Raw genomic sequence first — 18,281 nt, 5'->3', positions numbered from 1 at the left:
TTATCGTTAATTTCGCGGGCATTCTATCGAAAAGACAGCAGAATATGCTGTTTTATTTTCAACGAATACGGTAAATTTGCGGGTAATCTCAAACCCTCACAAAATTTTATGCTGATATGACGACTTCCATTAAAACTCGGGTATTAGATCGCATCGACTTAGCAATCTTAGACGCGCTTCAGCGCAATGCTCGGATCTCTAATGTAAACTTGGCGAAAGAGGTAAACTTGAGTCCGAGTCCTTGCCTCGATCGAGTAAAAAAACTCGAGTCCGAGGGGTATATCGAAGGATATACGGCAAGATTAAATGCCGCGAAACTTGGCCAGCATTTGGTTGCGCATGTGGAGATCACCTTGAAAAGCTCGACCGAAGTGGTATTTGAGGTGTTTAAACAGCACATTGTAAAAATCCCCAACGTCGTTTCTTGTGATATGGTAGCAGGTGGCTTTGATTATTTAGTTAAGATCCGAGTCCAAGATATGCGTCAATATCGAGAGGTATTAGGTCAAATCGTTGAAATACCTGGAGTTGGCACAAATCATACCTATATGGTGATAGAACACGTCAAAGAAGACATGGGTGTAGAGGTGCTGAACTATCAGTAACTGTTGACCCAGTTTAAGGAATAATAGATGCAAAAACTGGTACTTATCACCGGTGCGAGCCGTGGGATTGGTGCGGCAACGGCTCAACTGCTGGGACAACAAGGATTTACTGTTGTTATAAATTACAAGCAGAACGTGCAAGCCGCAGAAACGGTTGCTGATACCATCCTAAGTAATAATGGTAAAGCGCATTTGTTACAAGCAGATGTCACAGACGAAAAATCTGTAGAGGCAATGTTTGACAAGATAAAGACCGATATTGGCATGGTAACGCATTTGGTCAACAACGCTGGCATGCTGAACGTGCAGACTCGAGTTGAACACATGACCGCAGCGCGCATCAACAATATGCTTACTAATAATGTTACGCCGTATTTTATTTGTGCTCGCGAAGCAATTAAACATATGCGTTTGAGTGCCAATCCAGCACAGTGCGCAATGGTGAATGTATCGTCGGCAGCTTCTTATTTAGGTGGGGCTAATGAGTATGTTGACTATGCGGCTGCAAAAGGTGCAATAGACAGCTTCACTAAAGGTTTATCTCTGGAATTAGCCGCTGAGCAGATCCGCGTGAACTGCGTGAGACCGGGCTGTATTTATACCGATATTCACGGCGACGGTGGCGAACCAAACCGAGTTGATCGTCTAGCCGATTTTTTACCGCTGAAGCGAGGTGGAACCGCGATTGAGGTTGCCAATGCCATCGCTTGGCTTTTAAGTGACGAAGCAAGCTTTGTTACAGGAACTTTTATTGATTTAGCTGGAGGGAAATAGCAATTTATGAAAAATAAAATTGTTTATGTCTCAGGAACATTTGATTTATTTCACAGTAATCATTTAAAAATGATTAGTTATGGCCGAGGTTTAGGGGACACGTTGATCGTTGGTGTAAGTACCGATGAACTTGTTTGTTCTTATAAAAAGCCACCAGCAGTGCCATTTGAAGAGCGTTTGGCGATTATCGAAGGGTTAAGAGACCCAGATCTTGCTATTCCACAACGTACTTTAGATCATCGTGAAACGGTGAAAAATCTAAATATTGATGTGTTCGTGATTGGCGATGATTGGAAGGGAAAATATGATTATCTGAAAGAGCTTGGGGTTCAGGTATTTTACTTTCCTTATGGTGCTGGCGTTAGCTCTAGTAACTTAAAGCAAAAAATCTACGATCAGTATAAAAAGCTGATTGAGCAAAGCGACAATCATCCAATCCCAGAGCCACAGAAATGAAAGTGTTAATAACGGGCGGACAGGGTGGTCTTGCCGCTTATTTAAGCGATGAACTGAAGCGCTTAGGACATGAAGTGGAAGCGCCATCGCGCGCGCAGCTTGATGTTTCTAAACCAGCTGAAGTTGAGCGTTTTTTTGACGACAAATCTTATGACTGTGTAATCAATGCGGCAGGAACGCTTTACTCAAGTTTAGTGGCAGACTCTGACCCAAGTCTTTGGATCCGTGACATCGAAGTAAACCTAATCGGCACTTATTTAATTTCTCGTGCTGCAATTAAAGCAAACAAAGCGGTGCATTTGATCAATGTGGCGTCGACGGCGGCATTTAACAGTTACAAAGATTGGACGTCTTATTGTGCGGCGAAAGCGGGCGTGGTGACTCTATCTAAAGGTCTTCACAAGGACGGCTACAAAATAGCGGTACTGTGCCCCGGGGCAATAGATACTAAACTGCGCGATGGTCTTACTATCAACAATCCCAATGTGATGAGCATACCACAAGGCGCCGCGCCAATCTTAGAGGCTGTAACTACACCACAGCACATCGGTAAGCTGTTTTTTTATCGCCTGAACGAAAGTCGTAGCGAGTCGCTTGATTAGACTGTTTTGCTAATATTCATTGGCATAATGCACTAGAGCTACGTTCTCAATACGATTGCGCAAGGTCGGTGCAAGCAGTTTGTAATAGTATGTGGTGGCATGGAAGTCACCGCGCTCATCACTGACAAAATGAGGGATTTGCCCAGCAACTTTAAAGCCCAAGCTCTGATATAAGATTTCTGCGTCCGAATCCGATTGTGTGTCAAGGACGAGTAACGATATCTGCTGCCGTGTAGATTCTTGCTCTATGGCTTGCATCAGCTTTGTTGCTACGCCTTTTCGTCGGCTATTCGGATGAACTAATAGCTTTTCAACTTCAGCCCGGTGCTGAGCATTATCTTTTGTTGCCGGCGAGAGTTGCACACAACCTGCCATTACGCCATTAAGTTCAGCGATAATAAGCGTCTTTTGCGACTTGATCACAGCATCGAATACCTGCCACCAGTAGTTTTGTATTGCTCTGCTAGAGGAAGAGGGCAAAAAGCCGATAGAGGCGCCAAGATTAATACAGGCTTGCGTCAGCGCACTGAGCTGTTTTACCCAAAGCTGACAATCTAAGCGATTGTATTTCAAGCTAGGCGCCTGAATAATGCGAAGCTGCATAGCGGTATTAGACAAATTGTTCATGCAGTTCCTTATTTATCCGAGCCAGACTTTGCTCAAGCCTTGCCTTTTCATGCATTAATTTCTGCCATCGAGTTTGCTGCTTCTCTTGGGAGCGTCGCAGTGCTTCGTAAAGTGCTCGCTGCGGCACATGATAGGCTTTTGCGGCTTGTGATGGGGTGAGCATATCGTTCATTACTGCGTGTACTGCAGTTTCTAGTTTGCCAAGTGTCATTGCGCTTCCTCCTTACCATCTACAGGGGTTGTTGCTGTATCGTGCACAGGCCAGATACTCACATCCAAATGCCAAAGTAAGTACATCGTTTGATATAAAGTGTACATAATTACGCTCCTTTCATCCGTCGTGTCGTTTAATAAGGAAAAACTGTGCCAGAAATTAAAACTATTTAATATCAATAGGATGCGGTTTTTGTTGGTCTGTAAATACGTTCATATTGCACTGCTTTAGTGAGGTGAGTGCAGCATTTGCACCGAATTGAACAGAATTAGCGCGAGAGTGCTTAAAAGTTAATTTGGATCAAATTAAAGTGAATAAAGTAAATAAAATGTTTATTTTTAATATTTGGATAGTAGGCTTTATGCGACTTTATTGAAGGAGCATTTTTTCATGTCTGAATTATCCAGAACGCAAGATATTACAGACCCTGAGGGGTTACAGTTCCAAATTCAAATCGACGACATTGCGGTTAACGCATGCGACGGTGAAACCGTGTTGTCTGTTTTGCTTGCGGCGAACTACAAGCAAATTATGGAAAGCGATCGAGAAGCCGTATCTGGTGCTTATTGTGGTATGGGCGTTTGTCATTGTTGTCAGGTAACGATAAACAAGCAACATAAACAAAAGGCTTGCCAAACCTTAGTACAACCCAACATGCAGGTTGAAACTAAACAAAATCGTTTCAAGCAGGTTGGAGTATAGTGTGATGTCTAATTGTCAAAAAGAAAAAATCGTTATTGTTGGTGCAGGGCCTGCTGGCGTTAGCTGTGCAGCTGAGCTGGCTAAATATGGCATTACTAGCACCTTAGTGGATGAAGCACCAAAAATTGGTGGGGTGATCTATCGCGGGCCACTTCGACAAGCAAGTAAGCTTCCTCATTTAGATGAAAATCTTAAACGTGCGATGGCTGCACTAAAGGTACGCTACGAACATCATAAACAAGATATAACACTACAACTACAAACCAAAGTGCTTGGGCCCGAGGGCGAAAGCGGTTTGCTGTTGCAAACACAAAATCAGTTAACACAAATAGATTACACCAAGTTGGTTCTGGCAACTGGTTGTCATGAGCGCAGTGTGCCATTTGAAGGATGGCAGTTACCTGGTGTGATGTTAATGGGTGGGATGCAACTTCAGCTTAAAAGTGGGTTAGTTCGACCAGGGAAAAAAGTGGCGTTAGTCGGAACTGGACCATTATTGCCACTGGTTGCTTGCCAGTTACATAAATCCGGTGCACAAGTGGTTGGCGTATATGAAGCGAGTCGCTTTAGTGAACTGGCGAAAGAGACCGTGGCGCTGCTCAATAAACCTAAGCTTACGCTTTCGGGATTGAGTATGTTGGCGTATCTCAAAAAGCATAATATTCCGTTCAAGTATGGTTATGGCATTGTGAAAGCAGAAGGCCAAGAAAAACTCTCTAGCGTTACCGTAGCGCCTTACGATGAGCATTGGCATGCGGACTTGTCAAAAGCACAGCATTTAGCCGTGGATAGTTTGGGAGTTGGCTATGGTTTTGTTGCCCGCACCCAGCTTGCCATGCTACTTGGGGTTTCTCATCAGTACACCACCACGAATGGTTATGTGCCTTTATTAGATGACAATTTACGCAGTAGCTTAAATTCAATTTTTGTCTGTGGTGACACCAATGGTTTGCTAGGCGCAGAAGCGGCTATCATTGAAGGGAAAATGGCCGCAACCATGCTTGCCTATGAGCAAGCCTGTTTAAGCGAATCGACCTTCCACACGCGGATGCGCAAGCTCAAAACTAAGCGTAAGCAAGCACAGAAGTTTAGAGCCGGATTTGACCGCTTCTCGGCGCGCCGAGAGGGGCTGCTTGCGTTAACCCAGGCAGATACCGTGGTGTGTCGCTGCGAACAAGTAAAGCGCCAGCAACTCGATTTAGCATTGCAACAAGGTGCAAAAGATTTATCTAGCGTAAAAATGAGAACCCGTATTGGCATGGGAGACTGCCAAGGAAAAATGTGTTCTAGCTATGCGTTAGATCGACTGCATGCGGCAGGGCACTTAGATACGCTGGGCGTGATAAGGCCAAGATTCCCACTTGACCCAATTCCGTTTACTTTACTGGAGAAAAACCATGAAGCAGTATGATGTCATTATCGCAGGTGGCGGTGTAATTGGTGCGGCTTGTGCCTATTTTTTAAGCCGCGATACCAACCTAAAAATCGCGTTAGTAGATTTAAAAAAGCCGGGTAACGCGTCTCGTGCATCTGCGGGTGGATTATGGGCAATTGGTGAGTCGGTCGGACTTGGCTGTGGTGTGATCTTCTTCAAAACCTTGTCGAAGCTCCAAAGTGAAGGAGATACCGAAGCTGCGGAAACATTGCGGCCGCATCAATTACCAGAATGCTTTTTTGAACTTGCACTCAAATCAAATGAGTTATATCCAGCACTGCATGAAGAAATGCTGGCCAGACACGATGTCGACTTTAAGTTTGAACGTACCGGTCTTAAATTCATTATGTACAATCGCGATGATGAAATATATGCAGATAGCATAGTGTCAGGGATCCCTAATTTGTCTTCGCAGATCAGGTGGTTAGACCAACAGCAATTACGTGCAGAGGAGCCTTACATCACCCCAGATGCAATTGGTGCAATAGATTTTATTTGCGACCATCAGGTAAACCCATACCGGTTAGTTGATGCGTATACCGAAGGAGCACGCCAAAATGGTGTTGAGTTATTTTTGAATACCGAAGTGCTAGAGGTACTGCGTGAAGGCAGTAAGGTGATAGGCGTGAAGACACAAGATCAAAGCCTGCATTGCGAGACTCTAATTAATGCCGCTGGTGCCTGGGCGGATGACATTTACCATCAGGCGACAGGTAAACACATGCCAGTTTACCCTGTTAAGGGTCAAATAGTGCTGTCTGAGCGCATGCCTAAAGTATTAAATGGTTGTATCAGTACCAGTGATTGCTACATTGCACAAAAAGACAACGGCGAGATTTTAATTGGCTCTTCAACGGAGGAAAAAGGCTTCGATACCACCAACAGTCTAGATAAAATAACCGAGTTGTCACAAGGTGCTATGAAGTGTTTGCCAGTGCTAAAAGAGTCGAGTATTAAACGTTGTTGGGCAGGACTTAGACCTGGTACACCGGATGAGCTGCCAATTTTGGGCCCCGTTGATGGCGTGGAAGGTTACATTAATGCGTGTGGGCACTTTAGGACGGGGATTTTAATGTCGGCCATTACTGGCACGCTTATTACTGAACTCATGACAGGCAAACCTACCTCTGTTGATTTAGCTCCGTTTCGCGTTGAAAGGTTCGAATAAGTATTTGATTCTGTTGTCTTAATGGGATATATCTAGTTGCTGATGAATATTCCATTAAGGCAAGATAGACGGTGCAATTACGCAAGCCTAAAAAACTAAACCGAGGTGATACCCTTGCGATTGTATCACCTAGCTGGGGTGGCCCAGGTACATTTCCTCACATCTTTGAGGAAGGGTTAGCAAACCTGCGTTCGCTTGGTTTTAATATTGTTGAAATGATGTGCTAAGCTCAAACTGTCACCTAAGTTAACTCGAACTTGTTAAATTAACATATATATGTATCGTTAGAATATCTAATTGACAGTCTGAGTTGTTTTTTAAGTTAGTCTGAACTTTACAAGGTGATAAATATAAATAGTGAAGTATTCCACTATTTATATTTGTCTCGGTGTTTGCACAAGAATGCTAGTAAAACCCCAGTAATAAATCCTGATATATGTGCAGTATTGCTAATCGAATGTGATAGTAGTGCGCTTAAAGCGGTGCTCATAAATAAAAAGTTAACTATTGATATGTGCAGGTTTCCAGTTTTTATATTTTTGTTTTTATATGAGTTAATGGTGATGTAACCAAGTAATGCATATATTCCTGCAGAAATTCCGCCATATGCGTCAGCAGAGGTGAGACCAAAAAAATACAAAAAATATGCAGATATAGCTCCAGTGATACAACCTGAAATAAAAACAAATAACCCTGTTCTTCTCACTAATGCTATAAATAATGGACCTGATAACAATGCGAAAGCAAGATTACTAAACCAGTGGGTTAATCCAGAGTGAAAGAATGATGCTGTGATAATTCGCCACCATTCACCTGCCATAATTAACTTATAAATCCCACCATATCGATACGCTGCTTCTTCAAACCCACCTGCTAAGTAGTTTATAAATACTTGAATTAATCCTATGGCTAAGCATATAAAAAACCATTTTGCAGCATGTTTTTTATACCTGTGTGATAGGTTAGAGATAAACACATTTCTATCAGTTAGGCTCTGCAGATTATTTGAAATTGTGATGTAGTCAATTGTTAAGTATAGCGTTACTATTAGTCCTGATAAGGTAAGGTTTAGTAGTTTTTCATTTTTTGTATATGTGAATAAAAGTAATGAGACTAATGTGGCGAATATTGAGTATATGATGATGAACTGAGATTTTTTCTTGTTAAATTTAAATGCGCTTTTCTTAAAGCCATCAACAAGCATAACCGGTTTAAAATCTTGACTGTATGGTAAAGCTATAAAAAGTGGTGAGAGTATATGCCATTTAGAAATAGCTCTGTTTACGTTTGACTCACCTGAAAATATCTTACCATTTCCAACTTTAGCTCTAACTTCCTCTATAGATGCAGTCTTTTCCATCTTACCTCGCTTTATTAAGTGATAAGTTGCAACAAGGCTGAACATGTAGCCTTGTTGCTTATCCTAACTAAAAAAATTAAGAAACGAAATACAAGGCTGCTGCAATTGGTATAGCAAATCCAAGTGTAGCAGGGTTACTTATTTTTAATCATTATTGTCATGCTTATCTCTTGCTAATGAAAGGCAAGGCCACATCTGTTTATTTAGTTCCGTTTCGAGATGAAAGCTTGAGTGAGTATTTGATTTTGTAGTCTTAATTGGATATATCTAGTCGCTAATGAATATTCCATTAAGGCAGGATAAACGGTGCAATTGCGCAAGCCTAAAAAACTAAACCGAGGTGATACCCTTGCGATTGTATCACCTAGCTGGGGTGGCCCAGGTATATTTCCCCACATCTTTGATCAAGGGCTGGCAAACTTGCGTTCGCTTGGTTTTAATATTGTCGAAATGCCGTCGGCTCGAACGGCTGCAGACGTACTCTTTTCACAGCCGCAATTACGTGCAAAAGATATTAATGATGCCTTTGCCGATCCGAATATAGCCGGGATAATTTCTTCTATTGGTGGTTCAGATTCCGCGCGGATCCTACCTTATTTAGATAAATCCGTTATCTTGAATAACCCTAAGTTTATGATGGGCTATTCTGATTTTTCCACGCTGACCACACTGCTGAACCAATGGGGATTAGTCACTTTTAACGGCCCATCAGTCATGGCCGGTTTCTCCCAGTACCACAATGCTAGTGCTGAATATCAAGCCTATTTAGTGCAGGCGCTGCTAGGTGAAGTCCATTATCCAATATTCAAAGCTTATTCTCATGGCTATCCGGAGTGGGCAATACCAGAAAACGTCGGTAAGCTGCATCCCGCAATTGCGACAAATGGTCCAAAAGTACTGCAAGGTACTGGGCAAGTGGAAGGGCGGCTATTTGGCGGCTGTTTTGAAGTGATGGAGATGCTAAAAGGCACAGAATACTGGCCATCGCCGTCATTTTGGCAAGACAAATTGCTATTTTTAGAAACCTCTGAGGATAAACCTAGTCAAGATTATATTCGCTTTTGGTTACGTAACTATGGGGTGATGGGGGTGTTTGAAAAACTATCCGGCTTAATGATTGGCCGTGCACGGGATTACAGCGAGCGCGAGATGGCTGAGCTTGATGAGGTGATTTTATCGGTTGTACGTGATGAGTTTGGCTGTGACAGTTTACCCGTAATAACTCGGCTTGATTTCGGCCATACCGATCCGCAGTGGATTTTGCCGTTAGGAATACAGCACCGCTTGGATCTGGACAACTTCAGTCTAAATGCGATAGAGCCGGTATTTGATTTGTTGTAGTGGTGTGATGAGGGAGACATACTGTGCTGAAAAGTTTTTTGGTGAGTGCAGGCAAATTTGCTGCTTTGAGAGAAAAACTAGAACTCGCAGTCAAAACTAATCCCCTTAACCACACCAGAAGAGCATAACTTCTCGGCGGGTGAACCGCCTCCCACAAAACTATTTAGACTGTGGGGTAGGAGGCTGCGCTGATAGTCTTTGCAATGCTTGCAAGCAGCTTAATCATAAAAATTGTAGAAGATCTCACAAGCAACTTACTCCCCCTCCATCACACCCGAAAAGTATGAGCTGATATGCAATGCGCTGACAGGATGTCGGCCAAGTCTTGTCTGGTACAGGGACGTGCCTTACAAGGCGGTTGCACTATATCAGCTTAGGGTTTGAGGATTGAGTGTGATGCTGGGGCGACGTTTTCTTGGTTCGTTCTTTTTCGTCGTTTAAAAAGAATGAACGAGAAGCGCATGGATGCGCTTTGATATTAAACATGGAGGTTTATGTTGCTAACGACTGGTAGCTCGAAATTTACCGTAAAGTCAGCCCGTCCTCCTGACTGGTTTCGACACCCATCCATGGACTACGACTTACTTTTCTTTGATGGCCAAAGAATCGTTGCGCAAAAGAAAGGGCACTCCCAACATCACACTGACTCCTCAAGTAAATTGCCAATATGAACGTCACCGCGGTGTAAGGGCTATCCTTGGCCCTGTCACCGCTTTTCACGCATCCATGCGTTGAAATGACTCATTGGCAATTCACTTTCGGGTGTGATGAGGGAGGAAAACGGTGCTGATAGTTTTGTTTGGTGCTTGCAGGCAAATTTGCTGCTTTTGAGAGAAAAACTAGAACTCGCAGTCAAAACCAATCCCCCCTCCATCACACCCGAAAAACATAAGCTGATATGCAATGTGCCGACAGGATGTCGGCCAAGTCTTGTCTGGCATAGGGATGTGCCTTACAAGACGGTTGCTACCAATTGTATTAGGTAAATGAGCAATTTGAAGCGGAGAAATAGCTTTAGTAGCTAGGCAAAAATTTTGCTATTTAGTTGTTCTAAATGAGAAATTTTTAACGACGCTAATATGGTATTTCACCCTTCAAATTGATTGGAGACTTAGTGCAATTGGTATTATATATCGGCTTAGGGCTTGAGGATTGAGTGTGATGTTGGGGCGACGTTTTCTTGGTTCGTTCTTTTTCGTCGTTTAAAAAGAATGAACGAGAAGCGCATGGATGCGCTTTGATATTAGCCAAGGAGGGGATGCTTGATTATGGCTGCTTTGTAAAATCAAGTAATTAACCTGCTTAATTGCTCAAGCTAGCGGCCTCTGTACGCGTAAAAAATATAATTGCTTCTTAAGGCAAATTTAGGTGTAATGAAGACATAATAAGCGCTGAGCGATGCAGCAGGGAAAGCTTACATAACACTAGCTAAACTGATTACACTAGCTAGGAAAGTGAAAGCCTCCAAAAAGCCTATTTTTTCTAAGTAAGCCATAGCATAAACAACACCAATTCTGACACACCTAGCTGCTCAGTCCAACAAGCGATTATGCAACACAAACTGCATGTCGCATAAATACTAAAATGTTATGTTTTCAGAGAAGGAGCCTAAATCACCATGGAAAAAGTTATAGCGGGTGCGCTCATCGCCGTTACGGGTTGGCTTGTAGCACATTTTAGCAAACTGCATTTTGAGAAAAGGTCAGCGCAACTCGCTCGAATTAACGAACAATTAGAAAATCTATATGGGCCACTAATGGCAACATTAACGGCAAGCCATGAAACTTGGGTTTCTTTTACTAAAAAACATTGGCCTAGTCATGGAATGCCAGGGTATTTTGGAAAAGGTGAAGACCAACTTTCAGAAGCTGAATTGCTAAAGTGGAGGACATGGATTGTAAATGTATTCCACCCTCTTAATGAGAGAGTTGAATCAATAATAATCGAAAATATACATCTCATTGAAGGAGATGAAATTCCTGAAGCATTCACGCTGGCGCTATCCCATGTTAGTTCATATCGAGCAGTTATAGCTCAATGGGAAAATCAGGACTTTTCGGAACATGTATCTGTGAATAATTGGCCAACGAAGGGTTTAATGGATTCAGTAAAGCCAGTATTCGATGAATTAACCCGAAAACAGTCAGAATTATTAGGTAAAAAAACATAACAAGCAAAGGCAGCATCGCCACTACGTGGCTGGACACGCTAACGCGCGCCGCTGCTTTGGGCGCTATACGAAAGGGGTTTTATGAAATATTCAATTTTGGTGTCATTAGCAATTGCTTTACTAATGGGGTGTGCTTCAAAACCATTACCTGATAGAGCTAATGCTACCCTACAAGAAACAGCAAATCCAACATATCCAGCTTATGCTGCTCGCAATAGAATCGAAGGCTATGTTCAAATGAGTTTTGATATCAGTGAAAGTGGAAAGCCTATTAACATTCAGGTACTAAAGTCTGTACCTGAACAAGTCTTTGATAAAGCTGCAATCAAAGCTCTCTCCAATTGGAAATATGCCCCTAAAGTAGAGAATGGCGTTGCCGTTATTCAAAAAGATCTTAAGGTACAATTAGACTTTACATTAGGTTAAATGTATAGCTAACAAGCATGAAAAATAAGTCACACCCATCACTATTAACATCAAAGCTGAGGAAGTGAAGTAAATACTTAAATGCGGCGTTACCACAGCCTGCTATTGGCGCATATACGACCGTTAGATTTACTAAGTTTTATCAGCCAAATCTAACAAAGTAAGCTAAGGTTTACTCATATTAGCACTTGCTCAAATTAGCATAAAAAAACCAGCGTACTGACGCTGGTTTTTTGTGTTACTTCTTCTTTTTAACCTTGGCGGCTTTCTTTTTCGCTTTGATTTTCACCGGATCTTTTTTCTTCTTCGGTGCTTTTGCTTCTTTATGTTTAGGTTCAAGGCCTTTAATTACACGGCGCTTAAGTTTTTGGTCGGTGTAACGCTCAACCTTACCTAAAATCTCAACATCGTGGGCTTCAACCAAGGAAACCGCGGTCCCTTTTTTACCTGCGCGGCCTGTACGACCGATGCGGTGTACATAAATATCTGCGGTGCGTGGCATATCAAAGTTAAATACGTGGCTGATATCCGCAACGTCGATACCACGGGCTGCAACATCTGTTGCCACTAAGATATTCGTCTTACCACTGTGAAAACTTGCCATCGCAGCCATGCGCTTGTCTTGTGGCATTTCACCACGCAGCCAAGTGGTTTTAATGCCTTTAGCAAATAGCTCGCCAACGAGTGTTTCTAGGCGTTCACGCGTTTTTACGAAGATAACCGCTTTGGTTACTTCTTCGTCATCTAGTAGTTGTGCGAGCAAATTGACTTTGTGCTCGTAGTTATCAGCAAGGTGAACCCACTGATGAATTTTACCTTTTTCTTTACGTGATGGCGTGGCTTCAAGTAGTGCTGGGTCTTGTAATATACGTTCAGCAAACTTCTCAACGCTTTCGCCCTCAAGGGTTGCAGAGAACAAAAAGCATTGACGACGGTTAACTGCTTCAGAGCAAATACGTAGCATTTCTTTTCGAAAGCCCATATCTAGCATGCGGTCGGCTTCATCTAAGATCAGTAGCTCAACGTTTTCTGCGTGGAAGTTCTCGGTTTCAAGATATTCCATCAAACGACCAGGCGTTGCGATGAGAATATCATTGTTCTTTTCGAATATTTCTTTGTGACTGCCGTAATTAATACCGCCAGTTACCACGCCTATCTTAAGGTTAACACCCGCGGCAAGGAGTTCACATTGCTCGTGTATTTGATAGGCAAGTTCACGTGTTGGCGTCATGATAAGTACGCGGGCAAAGCCTGGCTCTTTGCGAGGGAAATCAAGCAAATACTGAATCGCAGGGATCAAGAATGCAGCGGTTTTACCCGTACCGGTTGGTGCGCTGGCGAGAATATCTCGGCCAATTAGCGCTTCAGGAATAGCCATCTGTTGAATGCTGGTGGGAGTATCGAAACCCATTTTTTTAATCGCACTAATCAGCTTGCTGTCTAAATCAAATTCAGTAAATTGCATATTGCATCACAAATAAAGGACAATAGCGGAATTATACGTTGCTATTGCATTTTCTCAAAGGTATAGGATGTCTCAGTTTGCATTTAAACAGTTTTCGGTGACCCAGCATCATGCGGCAATGAAGGTTTCGACCGATGGTATTTTGCTTGGCGCGTGGGTTCCGCTCGCTGAAGCCAACCGGGTTGTTGATGTCGGAACGGGAACTGGGCTTATCGCATTGATGTGTAAACAGCGAAGTCCAATGAGCACAGTCCATGCGGTTGAGATTGATGACGATGCGTTAAAAGATGCAGAGTTTAATATCAAGCACAGCCCGTGGCCTGATATTGAGCTGCATCGCTGTGCAATACAAAAGTTTGATAGCGAGCTGCGCTTTGACCTCATGGTATCAAACCCACCTTACTTCAACGCGAGTTTGAAAGGAGAAAATCAAGCGAGAAATAGAGCGAGACACACGGACAGCCTGAGTTTTGATGCGTTGCTTGATGCCTTCGAAAAGTTCACATCGGATGCTGGGCAACTTGCGGTAATTTTACCCTATCAAGAGAGTTTGCTCTTTTGTCAGCTTGCCAAAGCGCGAAATTGGTTTCTTGTTTCAAGCTGTGCGATTAAAACTACCCCGAGTAAATCTTACTCTCGCAGATTGCTACTGATAGGCAAACAAAACATAGCACAACCAAGTCATGAGCAATCGTTGGTGATATACGATGTAGATAACCAATATACGAATGATTTTGTTTCTTTATGTCATGAGTTTTACCTAAAAATGTGATGGATATTTTTTGCTTGTATCGTGATTTATCTTCTACACTTTAGCTGAGAAATAGTCAGAATCATCGTGTTAAAAGTGCAGTCTGATTTACGTGTACTTAGCTGGTTTAATTCGCTTGTGTAGGTGTCCATGAAAAAAGCCGAGATCCCAAATAACGAAGAGAATCGCCTCAAAGCGCTGCGCGAATATAAGGTATTGGATACTGCTGCAGAAGCAAATCTTGATGAAATTACGCAGCTGGTGTCAGAGATCTGTGAAACGCCTATCGCGCTTATTAGCTTGATAGATACAAATCGCCAATGGTTTAAGTCTAAAGTGGGGCTGGATGTGGATGAAACCCATCGAGATATCTCCTTTTGTTCTCATGCTATTTTGCAAGAGGATGTATTTGAGGTGCAAGATGCCCTAGAAGATGAACGCTTTTTTGACAATCCACTGGTTACTGGCGGTCCGAAAATCCGCCATTATTCCGGTGCACCGCTGATTAGCTCTGGCGGTTATAAGGTAGGCACTATTTGTGCTATCAGTGATAAGCCCAAAAAACTCACCGATTTGCAAAAGAAAACACTCGCCACCTTGGGGCGTCAGGTAATTCGGCAACTTGAACTGCGCAGAGAAGTAAACGTACTTAAGCTGCTCAATGATTCCAAAGACAGTTTTTTATCTGATATCAGCCATGAATTACACACTCAACTTAACGCCATCATTGGCTTTAATGATGTGGTACTCAACTCTGCTGAAGCAGAAGGGTTTTCTGAATCTACGACAAGCTACCTGCAAAATATAGAAACAGGAGGGAGTAAACTGCTTACTGTCATTGATTCCGTATTAGAGCTTGAGCTTATTGAAGGTGAAAAAGTTCAGTTTGAACCCATTCTTTGTTCATTATCCGATCTACTAAAGCAGTCAGTTGCTCGCTTTGCTACTGAGGCAAAACAACACGATATTACGATTACGCACTCTATTGCTGGTGTCTATAAAGGTGAGGCTTTGATGCTCGATAAGGATAAAGTGTCACGCGTTATAGAGACTTTACTCGACACCGCAATTCAGTGCAGCGAGGCTGGGCAAGAGGTGGTGCTCAGAGCATATGTCATTGGTAATGAAATACAGTTTATCGTAAAAGACAGTGGTAAAGGCCTTTCAGCGCTCGAGCAAAGTAATCTGTTTGACCGTTTTAGTATGTTTGAGGGCAGAGGAAACTTAGGGGTTGGGTTAAGCCTATGTGTAACTAAAGCACTTATTGATATTATGGGAGGGCGGATCAGTGTCTCCAGTCAAGAGGGCGAAGGAACTGAGGTGGTGTTTATTATTCCGTGCCGAAGTGAAAGTGGAGTAAAAGTCGCTTCGCCGCCAAAAACAGAGCATATTGCCATTTTCTATCATCAAATTGGTGTAATAGAAGACAATCCGCTTAATCAGCTACTGATCACTGCGATACTCGACAAACTGAATTGTAGTTATGATATTTTCGAATCTGCTGAAGCCTATTTTGAAGTGGCAAAAGAAAAACACTTTGACATCATTTTTATGGATGTGAATCTTCCGGGTATGAGTGGTACAGAGGCGGCACATTTAATCAAACAAGAAAATTCAAGGCTACCGGTTTTGGCGATAACCGCTGATATTTTCTTAACTCAAGCTCAAAATGAAGTTTTTGATAATGTGATCCATAAGCCGTATAAGCTATCACAAATTGAGGCCGCATTGAGTCAGTTTTACAGATGATATTAGGAATGGGCGTTAACACTTTGGATTAGTGCTAACGCTTACTGCGCTAAACATCTAATTCGGCGTATTCCGTCATGATTTGCTCTATCCAAGTTGCGATACGCTCGTCGCTTTTATCGTATTGACTGTCTTCATCTAGTGCCAGGCCAACAAACTGACTTTTATCTTCGGTAAGTGCTTTTGACGCTTCAAATTCATAGTCATCTGAATTTGGCCAGTAACCTAAAAAGGTGACGCCTTGAGGGGCAATTTTTTCATGTAGCATGCCTAGTGCATCTTGAAACCATTCACCATAACCTTGTTGGTCACCCATACCGAATAGCGCTATCACTTTGTTGCTCAGATCAACGCTGTCGATATCGTCCCAGTGAGACTCCCAGTCTTCCTGAAGTTCGCCGAAGTCCCATGTTGAGATACCAAAAATGAGGAAGTCAAACTGCTCAGCTTGTTTTAGCGGCTCGTCCTTAATATTAAATAAGGTAATTGTGTCTTTGCCGATGATTTCTTGAATCTTTTCTGCGGCCATTTCTGTGTAACATGTTGTCGAGCCGTAAAATAACCCAATTTGCATTGTATTTATCACTTTCAATTTGACTGGTATTATAGGTGGCAAGTCTACATCATGACGTTAATAATTAATACAGGTACTCTGTGAGCGAACACCAAGCAACTACCCATACACTGTCCGATCTGCAATATATAGAAGCCTTTTTAGATGCGCTATTTTTGGAGCAAGGGCTCAGTGAAAATACCATTGCAGCTTATCGCAGTGACCTTGAAAAGTTTCTCTTATTTATAAAAGCAGAAACCTCGGTGTCTTCTTTACTGGCAATCACAAGCCAAGACGTCGAGGCTTATTTGGCACACAGAATAGACAAGGGCTTAAAAGCAAAGAGTAACGCGCGAGCCATTAGTGCATTAAAGAGATTTTATTTATATTGGTTGAGAGAAAAACAAATCGCGCAGTCTCCACTGGATACTATTGCGCAACCTAAAACAACACCGTCGCTGCCAAAAACCTTGTCAGAACAAGAAGTTGAGGCCTTGTTAAATGCTCCTGATTGTGACGACCCGATGGGGCTGAGAGATAAGGCAATGCTCGAGCTCTTGTATGCCACGGGGTTGCGCGTGACTGAGTTAGTCGGGCTAAGAATGGAGCAAGTCAACATGAGACAAGCTGTTGTACTTGTGCGTGGTAAAGGAGGCAAAGAACGCTTAGTGCCTATGGGTGAAGAAGCATTGCATTGGATCGAACAATTTCTCAAAAAAGGGCGGGGCTTAATGATCAAACATGCTACTGATTTTGTCTTTCCATCCAAGCGCGGTATAGGCATGACGCGACAAACTTTTTGGCATCGCATAAAACACTATGCTATTTTGGCAGACGTTAAGTCGCCGTTATCGCCACATACGCTACGTCATGCTTTTGCAACACATTTATTGAATCATGGCGCTGACTTGCGAGTTGTGCAAATGATGCTTGGCCATAGCGACTTGTCGACGACTCAAATTTATACACATGTTGCCAGTGAACGTTTAAAAACATTGCACCAGCAGCATCACCCAAGAGCTTAATTTTTGTTGCTTGGGAATTATTTATGGTTACTCCGGTCTTAGTGAGTAGCACAAAGGGGCGCGTGAACCCCTCAAATAACAGGTTTAGAGAGAACATAATGAAAAAACTAATAGTTGCCGCTTCACTGGCATTGAGCTTTGGCGCTTTCGCTGAGCAAGTTGAGGGTCCTGTCGCACCAACAGCACCAGTAGACCCAATTACGACGCAATTTAGCGGATTGGGTATAACGGTTAAGCAAATCAAAAATAGTCCGCTTGCTGGCTTAAAAACAGTGATCACAGATAAAGGGGTGCTGTATTCAAGTGCCGATGGTAAATATCTGATTCAGGGCACTATGATTGATCTTGATAACCGTCGTAATATTACCGAAGACGCGTTGAGTGATGTGCGCCAGAAAGGTATCGCTGAATACGAAGACTCAATGATCGTCTATAAAGCGGAAAACGAAAAACATCAAATCACGGTATTCACAGACATTACTTGTGGCTACTGCCGCAAACTGCACCGTGAATTAGAAGATTATTTAGCGGCAGGTATTACCGTGAAATACCTAGCTTTCCCACGTGGTGGTTTGCGTGGCTCAGGCTATGAAGATTTGAAAAACGTATGGTGTGCAAAAGACGCAGCAGCTGCACTTACTGAAGCGAAAGCTGGTGGTGCAGTGAAACCAGTTGAAAACTGCCACGCGCCAGTAGCTGAGCACTATCAACTTGGGCAAAGTTTTGGCATTTCAGGAACGCCAGCGATCATTCTTGAAGATGGTTCTATGATCCCAGGTTATCAACCTGCTGCAGCTATTGCACAAATGCTAGACGCAAATAGCCCTAAGTCATAATGACTCACGCTTAGCGATGGAG

19 protein-coding genes are annotated in these 18,281 nt (G+C 42.8%); 14 read left to right on the top strand and 5 right to left on the bottom strand.

The window, feature by feature from the left end; all coding sequences use genetic code 11:
- Nucleotides 1-116 precede the first annotated feature (116 nt).
- The 4 genes from QSH61_RS13885 to QSH61_RS13870 are packed head-to-tail and all read left to right on the top strand — an operon-like array spanning nucleotide 117 to nucleotide 2,437.
- Nucleotides 117-605, top strand: a complete 489-nt coding sequence (locus QSH61_RS13885; protein ID WP_010606176.1) for an Lrp/AsnC ligand binding domain-containing protein — start codon at nucleotides 117-119, stop codon at nucleotides 603-605.
- Nucleotides 606-632: 27 nt separating this feature from the next.
- Nucleotides 633-1,379, top strand: a complete 747-nt coding sequence (locus QSH61_RS13880; protein WP_174169881.1) for an SDR family oxidoreductase — start codon at nucleotides 633-635, stop codon at nucleotides 1,377-1,379.
- 6 nt (nucleotides 1,380-1,385) lie between these two features.
- On the top strand, nucleotides 1,386-1,835 hold the full coding sequence (locus tag QSH61_RS13875; protein ID WP_010371961.1) for an FAD synthase family protein: 450 nt from the start codon (nucleotides 1,386-1,388) through the stop codon (nucleotides 1,833-1,835).
- The gene (locus tag QSH61_RS13870; protein ID WP_010606178.1) at nucleotides 1,832-2,437 is read left to right on the top strand and encodes an SDR family NAD(P)-dependent oxidoreductase; all 606 of its coding nucleotides are present in this window, start codon (nucleotides 1,832-1,834) and stop codon (nucleotides 2,435-2,437) included. The genes QSH61_RS13875 and QSH61_RS13870 overlap by 4 nt, the downstream gene beginning before the upstream one ends.
- A 9-nt stretch (nucleotides 2,438-2,446) precedes the next feature.
- Here the strand turns inward: QSH61_RS13870 and QSH61_RS13865 are convergent, their stop codons facing one another.
- Nucleotides 2,447-3,064, bottom strand: a complete 618-nt coding sequence (locus QSH61_RS13865) for a GNAT family N-acetyltransferase (protein ID WP_102057317.1) — start codon at nucleotides 3,062-3,064, stop codon at nucleotides 2,447-2,449.
- Nucleotides 3,048-3,275: a helix-turn-helix domain-containing protein gene (locus QSH61_RS13860; RefSeq protein WP_102057316.1), complete on the bottom strand. Its 228-nt coding sequence runs from the start codon at nucleotides 3,273-3,275 to the stop codon at nucleotides 3,048-3,050. Before QSH61_RS13860 ends, QSH61_RS13865 begins: the two co-directional genes overlap by 17 nt.
- A 393-nt stretch (nucleotides 3,276-3,668) precedes the next feature.
- Between QSH61_RS13860 and QSH61_RS13855 the strand changes: the two genes are divergently transcribed.
- Genes QSH61_RS13855 through QSH61_RS13845 form a run of 3 tightly spaced genes read left to right on the top strand, consistent with a single transcriptional unit; the run spans nucleotide 3,669 to nucleotide 6,583 of the window.
- A complete protein-coding gene (locus QSH61_RS13855; protein ID WP_010371949.1) occupies nucleotides 3,669-3,980 on the top strand; it encodes a 2Fe-2S iron-sulfur cluster-binding protein in 312 nt (103 codons plus the stop codon).
- A 4-nt stretch (nucleotides 3,981-3,984) separates the two neighbouring features.
- Complete coding sequence (locus QSH61_RS13850) at nucleotides 3,985-5,391, top strand: FAD/NAD(P)-dependent oxidoreductase (RefSeq protein WP_206472281.1); 1,407 nt, start codon at nucleotides 3,985-3,987, stop codon at nucleotides 5,389-5,391.
- Nucleotides 5,378-6,583 (top strand): NAD(P)/FAD-dependent oxidoreductase, encoded by a 1,206-nt coding sequence (locus tag QSH61_RS13845; RefSeq protein ID WP_010606182.1) that lies wholly within the window; start codon nucleotides 5,378-5,380, stop codon nucleotides 6,581-6,583. Before QSH61_RS13850 ends, QSH61_RS13845 begins: the two co-directional genes overlap by 14 nt.
- 370 nt (nucleotides 6,584-6,953) lie before the next feature.
- Here QSH61_RS13845 and QSH61_RS13840 read toward each other — a convergent pair whose 3' ends face one another.
- Nucleotides 6,954-7,943 (bottom strand): rhomboid family intramembrane serine protease, encoded by a 990-nt coding sequence (locus QSH61_RS13840; RefSeq protein WP_206472288.1) that lies wholly within the window; start codon nucleotides 7,941-7,943, stop codon nucleotides 6,954-6,956.
- Nucleotides 7,944-8,249: 306 nt separating this feature from the next.
- On the opposite strand from QSH61_RS13840, the gene QSH61_RS13835 reads away from it, so the two are divergent.
- From QSH61_RS13835 to QSH61_RS13825, 3 genes are all read left to right on the top strand, one after another.
- Nucleotides 8,250-9,284 (top strand): S66 family peptidase, encoded by a 1,035-nt coding sequence (locus tag QSH61_RS13835; protein WP_206472290.1) that lies wholly within the window; start codon nucleotides 8,250-8,252, stop codon nucleotides 9,282-9,284.
- A 1,618-nt stretch (nucleotides 9,285-10,902) separates the two neighbouring features.
- Nucleotides 10,903-11,454: a hypothetical protein gene (locus QSH61_RS13830; protein WP_010606187.1), complete on the top strand. Its 552-nt coding sequence runs from the start codon at nucleotides 10,903-10,905 to the stop codon at nucleotides 11,452-11,454.
- 81 nt (nucleotides 11,455-11,535) lie between these two features.
- On the top strand, nucleotides 11,536-11,880 hold the full coding sequence (locus QSH61_RS13825; RefSeq protein ID WP_102057311.1) for an energy transducer TonB: 345 nt from the start codon (nucleotides 11,536-11,538) through the stop codon (nucleotides 11,878-11,880).
- A gap of 238 nt (nucleotides 11,881-12,118) precedes the next feature.
- Here the strand turns inward: QSH61_RS13825 and srmB are convergent, their stop codons facing one another.
- The gene (srmB, locus tag QSH61_RS13820; RefSeq protein ID WP_010606189.1) at nucleotides 12,119-13,345 is read right to left on the bottom strand and encodes an ATP-dependent RNA helicase SrmB; all 1,227 of its coding nucleotides are present in this window, start codon (nucleotides 13,343-13,345) and stop codon (nucleotides 12,119-12,121) included.
- A gap of 67 nt (nucleotides 13,346-13,412) precedes the next feature.
- Here srmB and QSH61_RS13815 point away from each other — a divergent pair, with 67 nt between their 5' ends.
- Together QSH61_RS13815 and QSH61_RS13810 are read left to right on the top strand one after the other, a co-directional pair.
- Nucleotides 13,413-14,117, top strand: a complete 705-nt coding sequence (locus tag QSH61_RS13815; protein ID WP_206472292.1) for a tRNA1(Val) (adenine(37)-N6)-methyltransferase — start codon at nucleotides 13,413-13,415, stop codon at nucleotides 14,115-14,117.
- A gap of 129 nt (nucleotides 14,118-14,246) precedes the next feature.
- The gene (locus QSH61_RS13810) at nucleotides 14,247-15,845 is read left to right on the top strand and encodes a hybrid sensor histidine kinase/response regulator (RefSeq protein WP_206472294.1); all 1,599 of its coding nucleotides are present in this window, start codon (nucleotides 14,247-14,249) and stop codon (nucleotides 15,843-15,845) included.
- Nucleotides 15,846-15,894: 49 nt separating this feature from the next.
- Here QSH61_RS13810 and fldB read toward each other — a convergent pair whose 3' ends face one another.
- Nucleotides 15,895-16,419, bottom strand: a complete 525-nt coding sequence (fldB, locus tag QSH61_RS13805) for a flavodoxin FldB (protein WP_010375981.1) — start codon at nucleotides 16,417-16,419, stop codon at nucleotides 15,895-15,897.
- 80 nt (nucleotides 16,420-16,499) lie between these two features.
- On the opposite strand from fldB, the gene xerD reads away from it, so the two are divergent.
- Together xerD and dsbC are read left to right on the top strand one after the other, a co-directional pair.
- Entirely contained in the window at nucleotides 16,500-17,423 is a 924-nt protein-coding gene (xerD, locus tag QSH61_RS13800) for a site-specific tyrosine recombinase XerD (RefSeq protein ID WP_017216320.1), read from the top strand.
- A 98-nt stretch (nucleotides 17,424-17,521) separates the two neighbouring features.
- Entirely contained in the window at nucleotides 17,522-18,259 is a 738-nt protein-coding gene (gene dsbC, locus QSH61_RS13795) for a bifunctional protein-disulfide isomerase/oxidoreductase DsbC (protein ID WP_206472299.1), read from the top strand.
- Nucleotides 18,260-18,281 lie beyond the last annotated feature (22 nt).

The sequence above is a fragment of the Pseudoalteromonas sp. JC3 genome (assembly GCF_030291895.1).
Classification (GTDB): Bacteria; Pseudomonadota; Gammaproteobacteria; order Enterobacterales; family Alteromonadaceae; genus Pseudoalteromonas.
This window is presented reverse-complemented; position numbering and strand designations above follow the sequence as displayed.

Coding starts and splice junctions, on each gene's coding strand:
- QSH61_RS13850 (WP_206472281.1), top strand. CDS start 3,985: ATGTCTAATTGTCAAAAAGAAAAAATCGTTATTGTTGGTGCAGGGCCT.
- QSH61_RS13885 (WP_010606176.1), top strand. CDS start 117: ATGACGACTTCCATTAAAACTCGGGTATTAGATCGCATCGACTTAGCA.
- QSH61_RS13825 (WP_102057311.1), top strand. CDS start 11,536: ATGAAATATTCAATTTTGGTGTCATTAGCAATTGCTTTACTAATGGGG.
- QSH61_RS13870 (WP_010606178.1), top strand. CDS start 1,832: ATGAAAGTGTTAATAACGGGCGGACAGGGTGGTCTTGCCGCTTATTTA.
- QSH61_RS13880 (WP_174169881.1), top strand. CDS start 633: ATGCAAAAACTGGTACTTATCACCGGTGCGAGCCGTGGGATTGGTGCG.
- QSH61_RS13840 (WP_206472288.1), bottom strand. CDS start 7,943: ATGGAAAAGACTGCATCTATAGAGGAAGTTAGAGCTAAAGTTGGAAAT.
- QSH61_RS13845 (WP_010606182.1), top strand. CDS start 5,378: ATGAAGCAGTATGATGTCATTATCGCAGGTGGCGGTGTAATTGGTGCG.
- QSH61_RS13830 (WP_010606187.1), top strand. CDS start 10,903: ATGGAAAAAGTTATAGCGGGTGCGCTCATCGCCGTTACGGGTTGGCTT.
- QSH61_RS13810 (WP_206472294.1), top strand. CDS start 14,247: ATGAAAAAAGCCGAGATCCCAAATAACGAAGAGAATCGCCTCAAAGCG.
- dsbC (WP_206472299.1), top strand. CDS start 17,522: ATGAAAAAACTAATAGTTGCCGCTTCACTGGCATTGAGCTTTGGCGCT.
- QSH61_RS13865 (WP_102057317.1), bottom strand. CDS start 3,064: ATGAACAATTTGTCTAATACCGCTATGCAGCTTCGCATTATTCAGGCG.
- QSH61_RS13855 (WP_010371949.1), top strand. CDS start 3,669: ATGTCTGAATTATCCAGAACGCAAGATATTACAGACCCTGAGGGGTTA.
- fldB (WP_010375981.1), bottom strand. CDS start 16,419: ATGCAAATTGGGTTATTTTACGGCTCGACAACATGTTACACAGAAATG.
- QSH61_RS13860 (WP_102057316.1), bottom strand. CDS start 3,275: ATGACACTTGGCAAACTAGAAACTGCAGTACACGCAGTAATGAACGAT.
- QSH61_RS13875 (WP_010371961.1), top strand. CDS start 1,386: ATGAAAAATAAAATTGTTTATGTCTCAGGAACATTTGATTTATTTCAC.
- QSH61_RS13815 (WP_206472292.1), top strand. CDS start 13,413: ATGTCTCAGTTTGCATTTAAACAGTTTTCGGTGACCCAGCATCATGCG.
- srmB (WP_010606189.1), bottom strand. CDS start 13,345: ATGCAATTTACTGAATTTGATTTAGACAGCAAGCTGATTAGTGCGATT.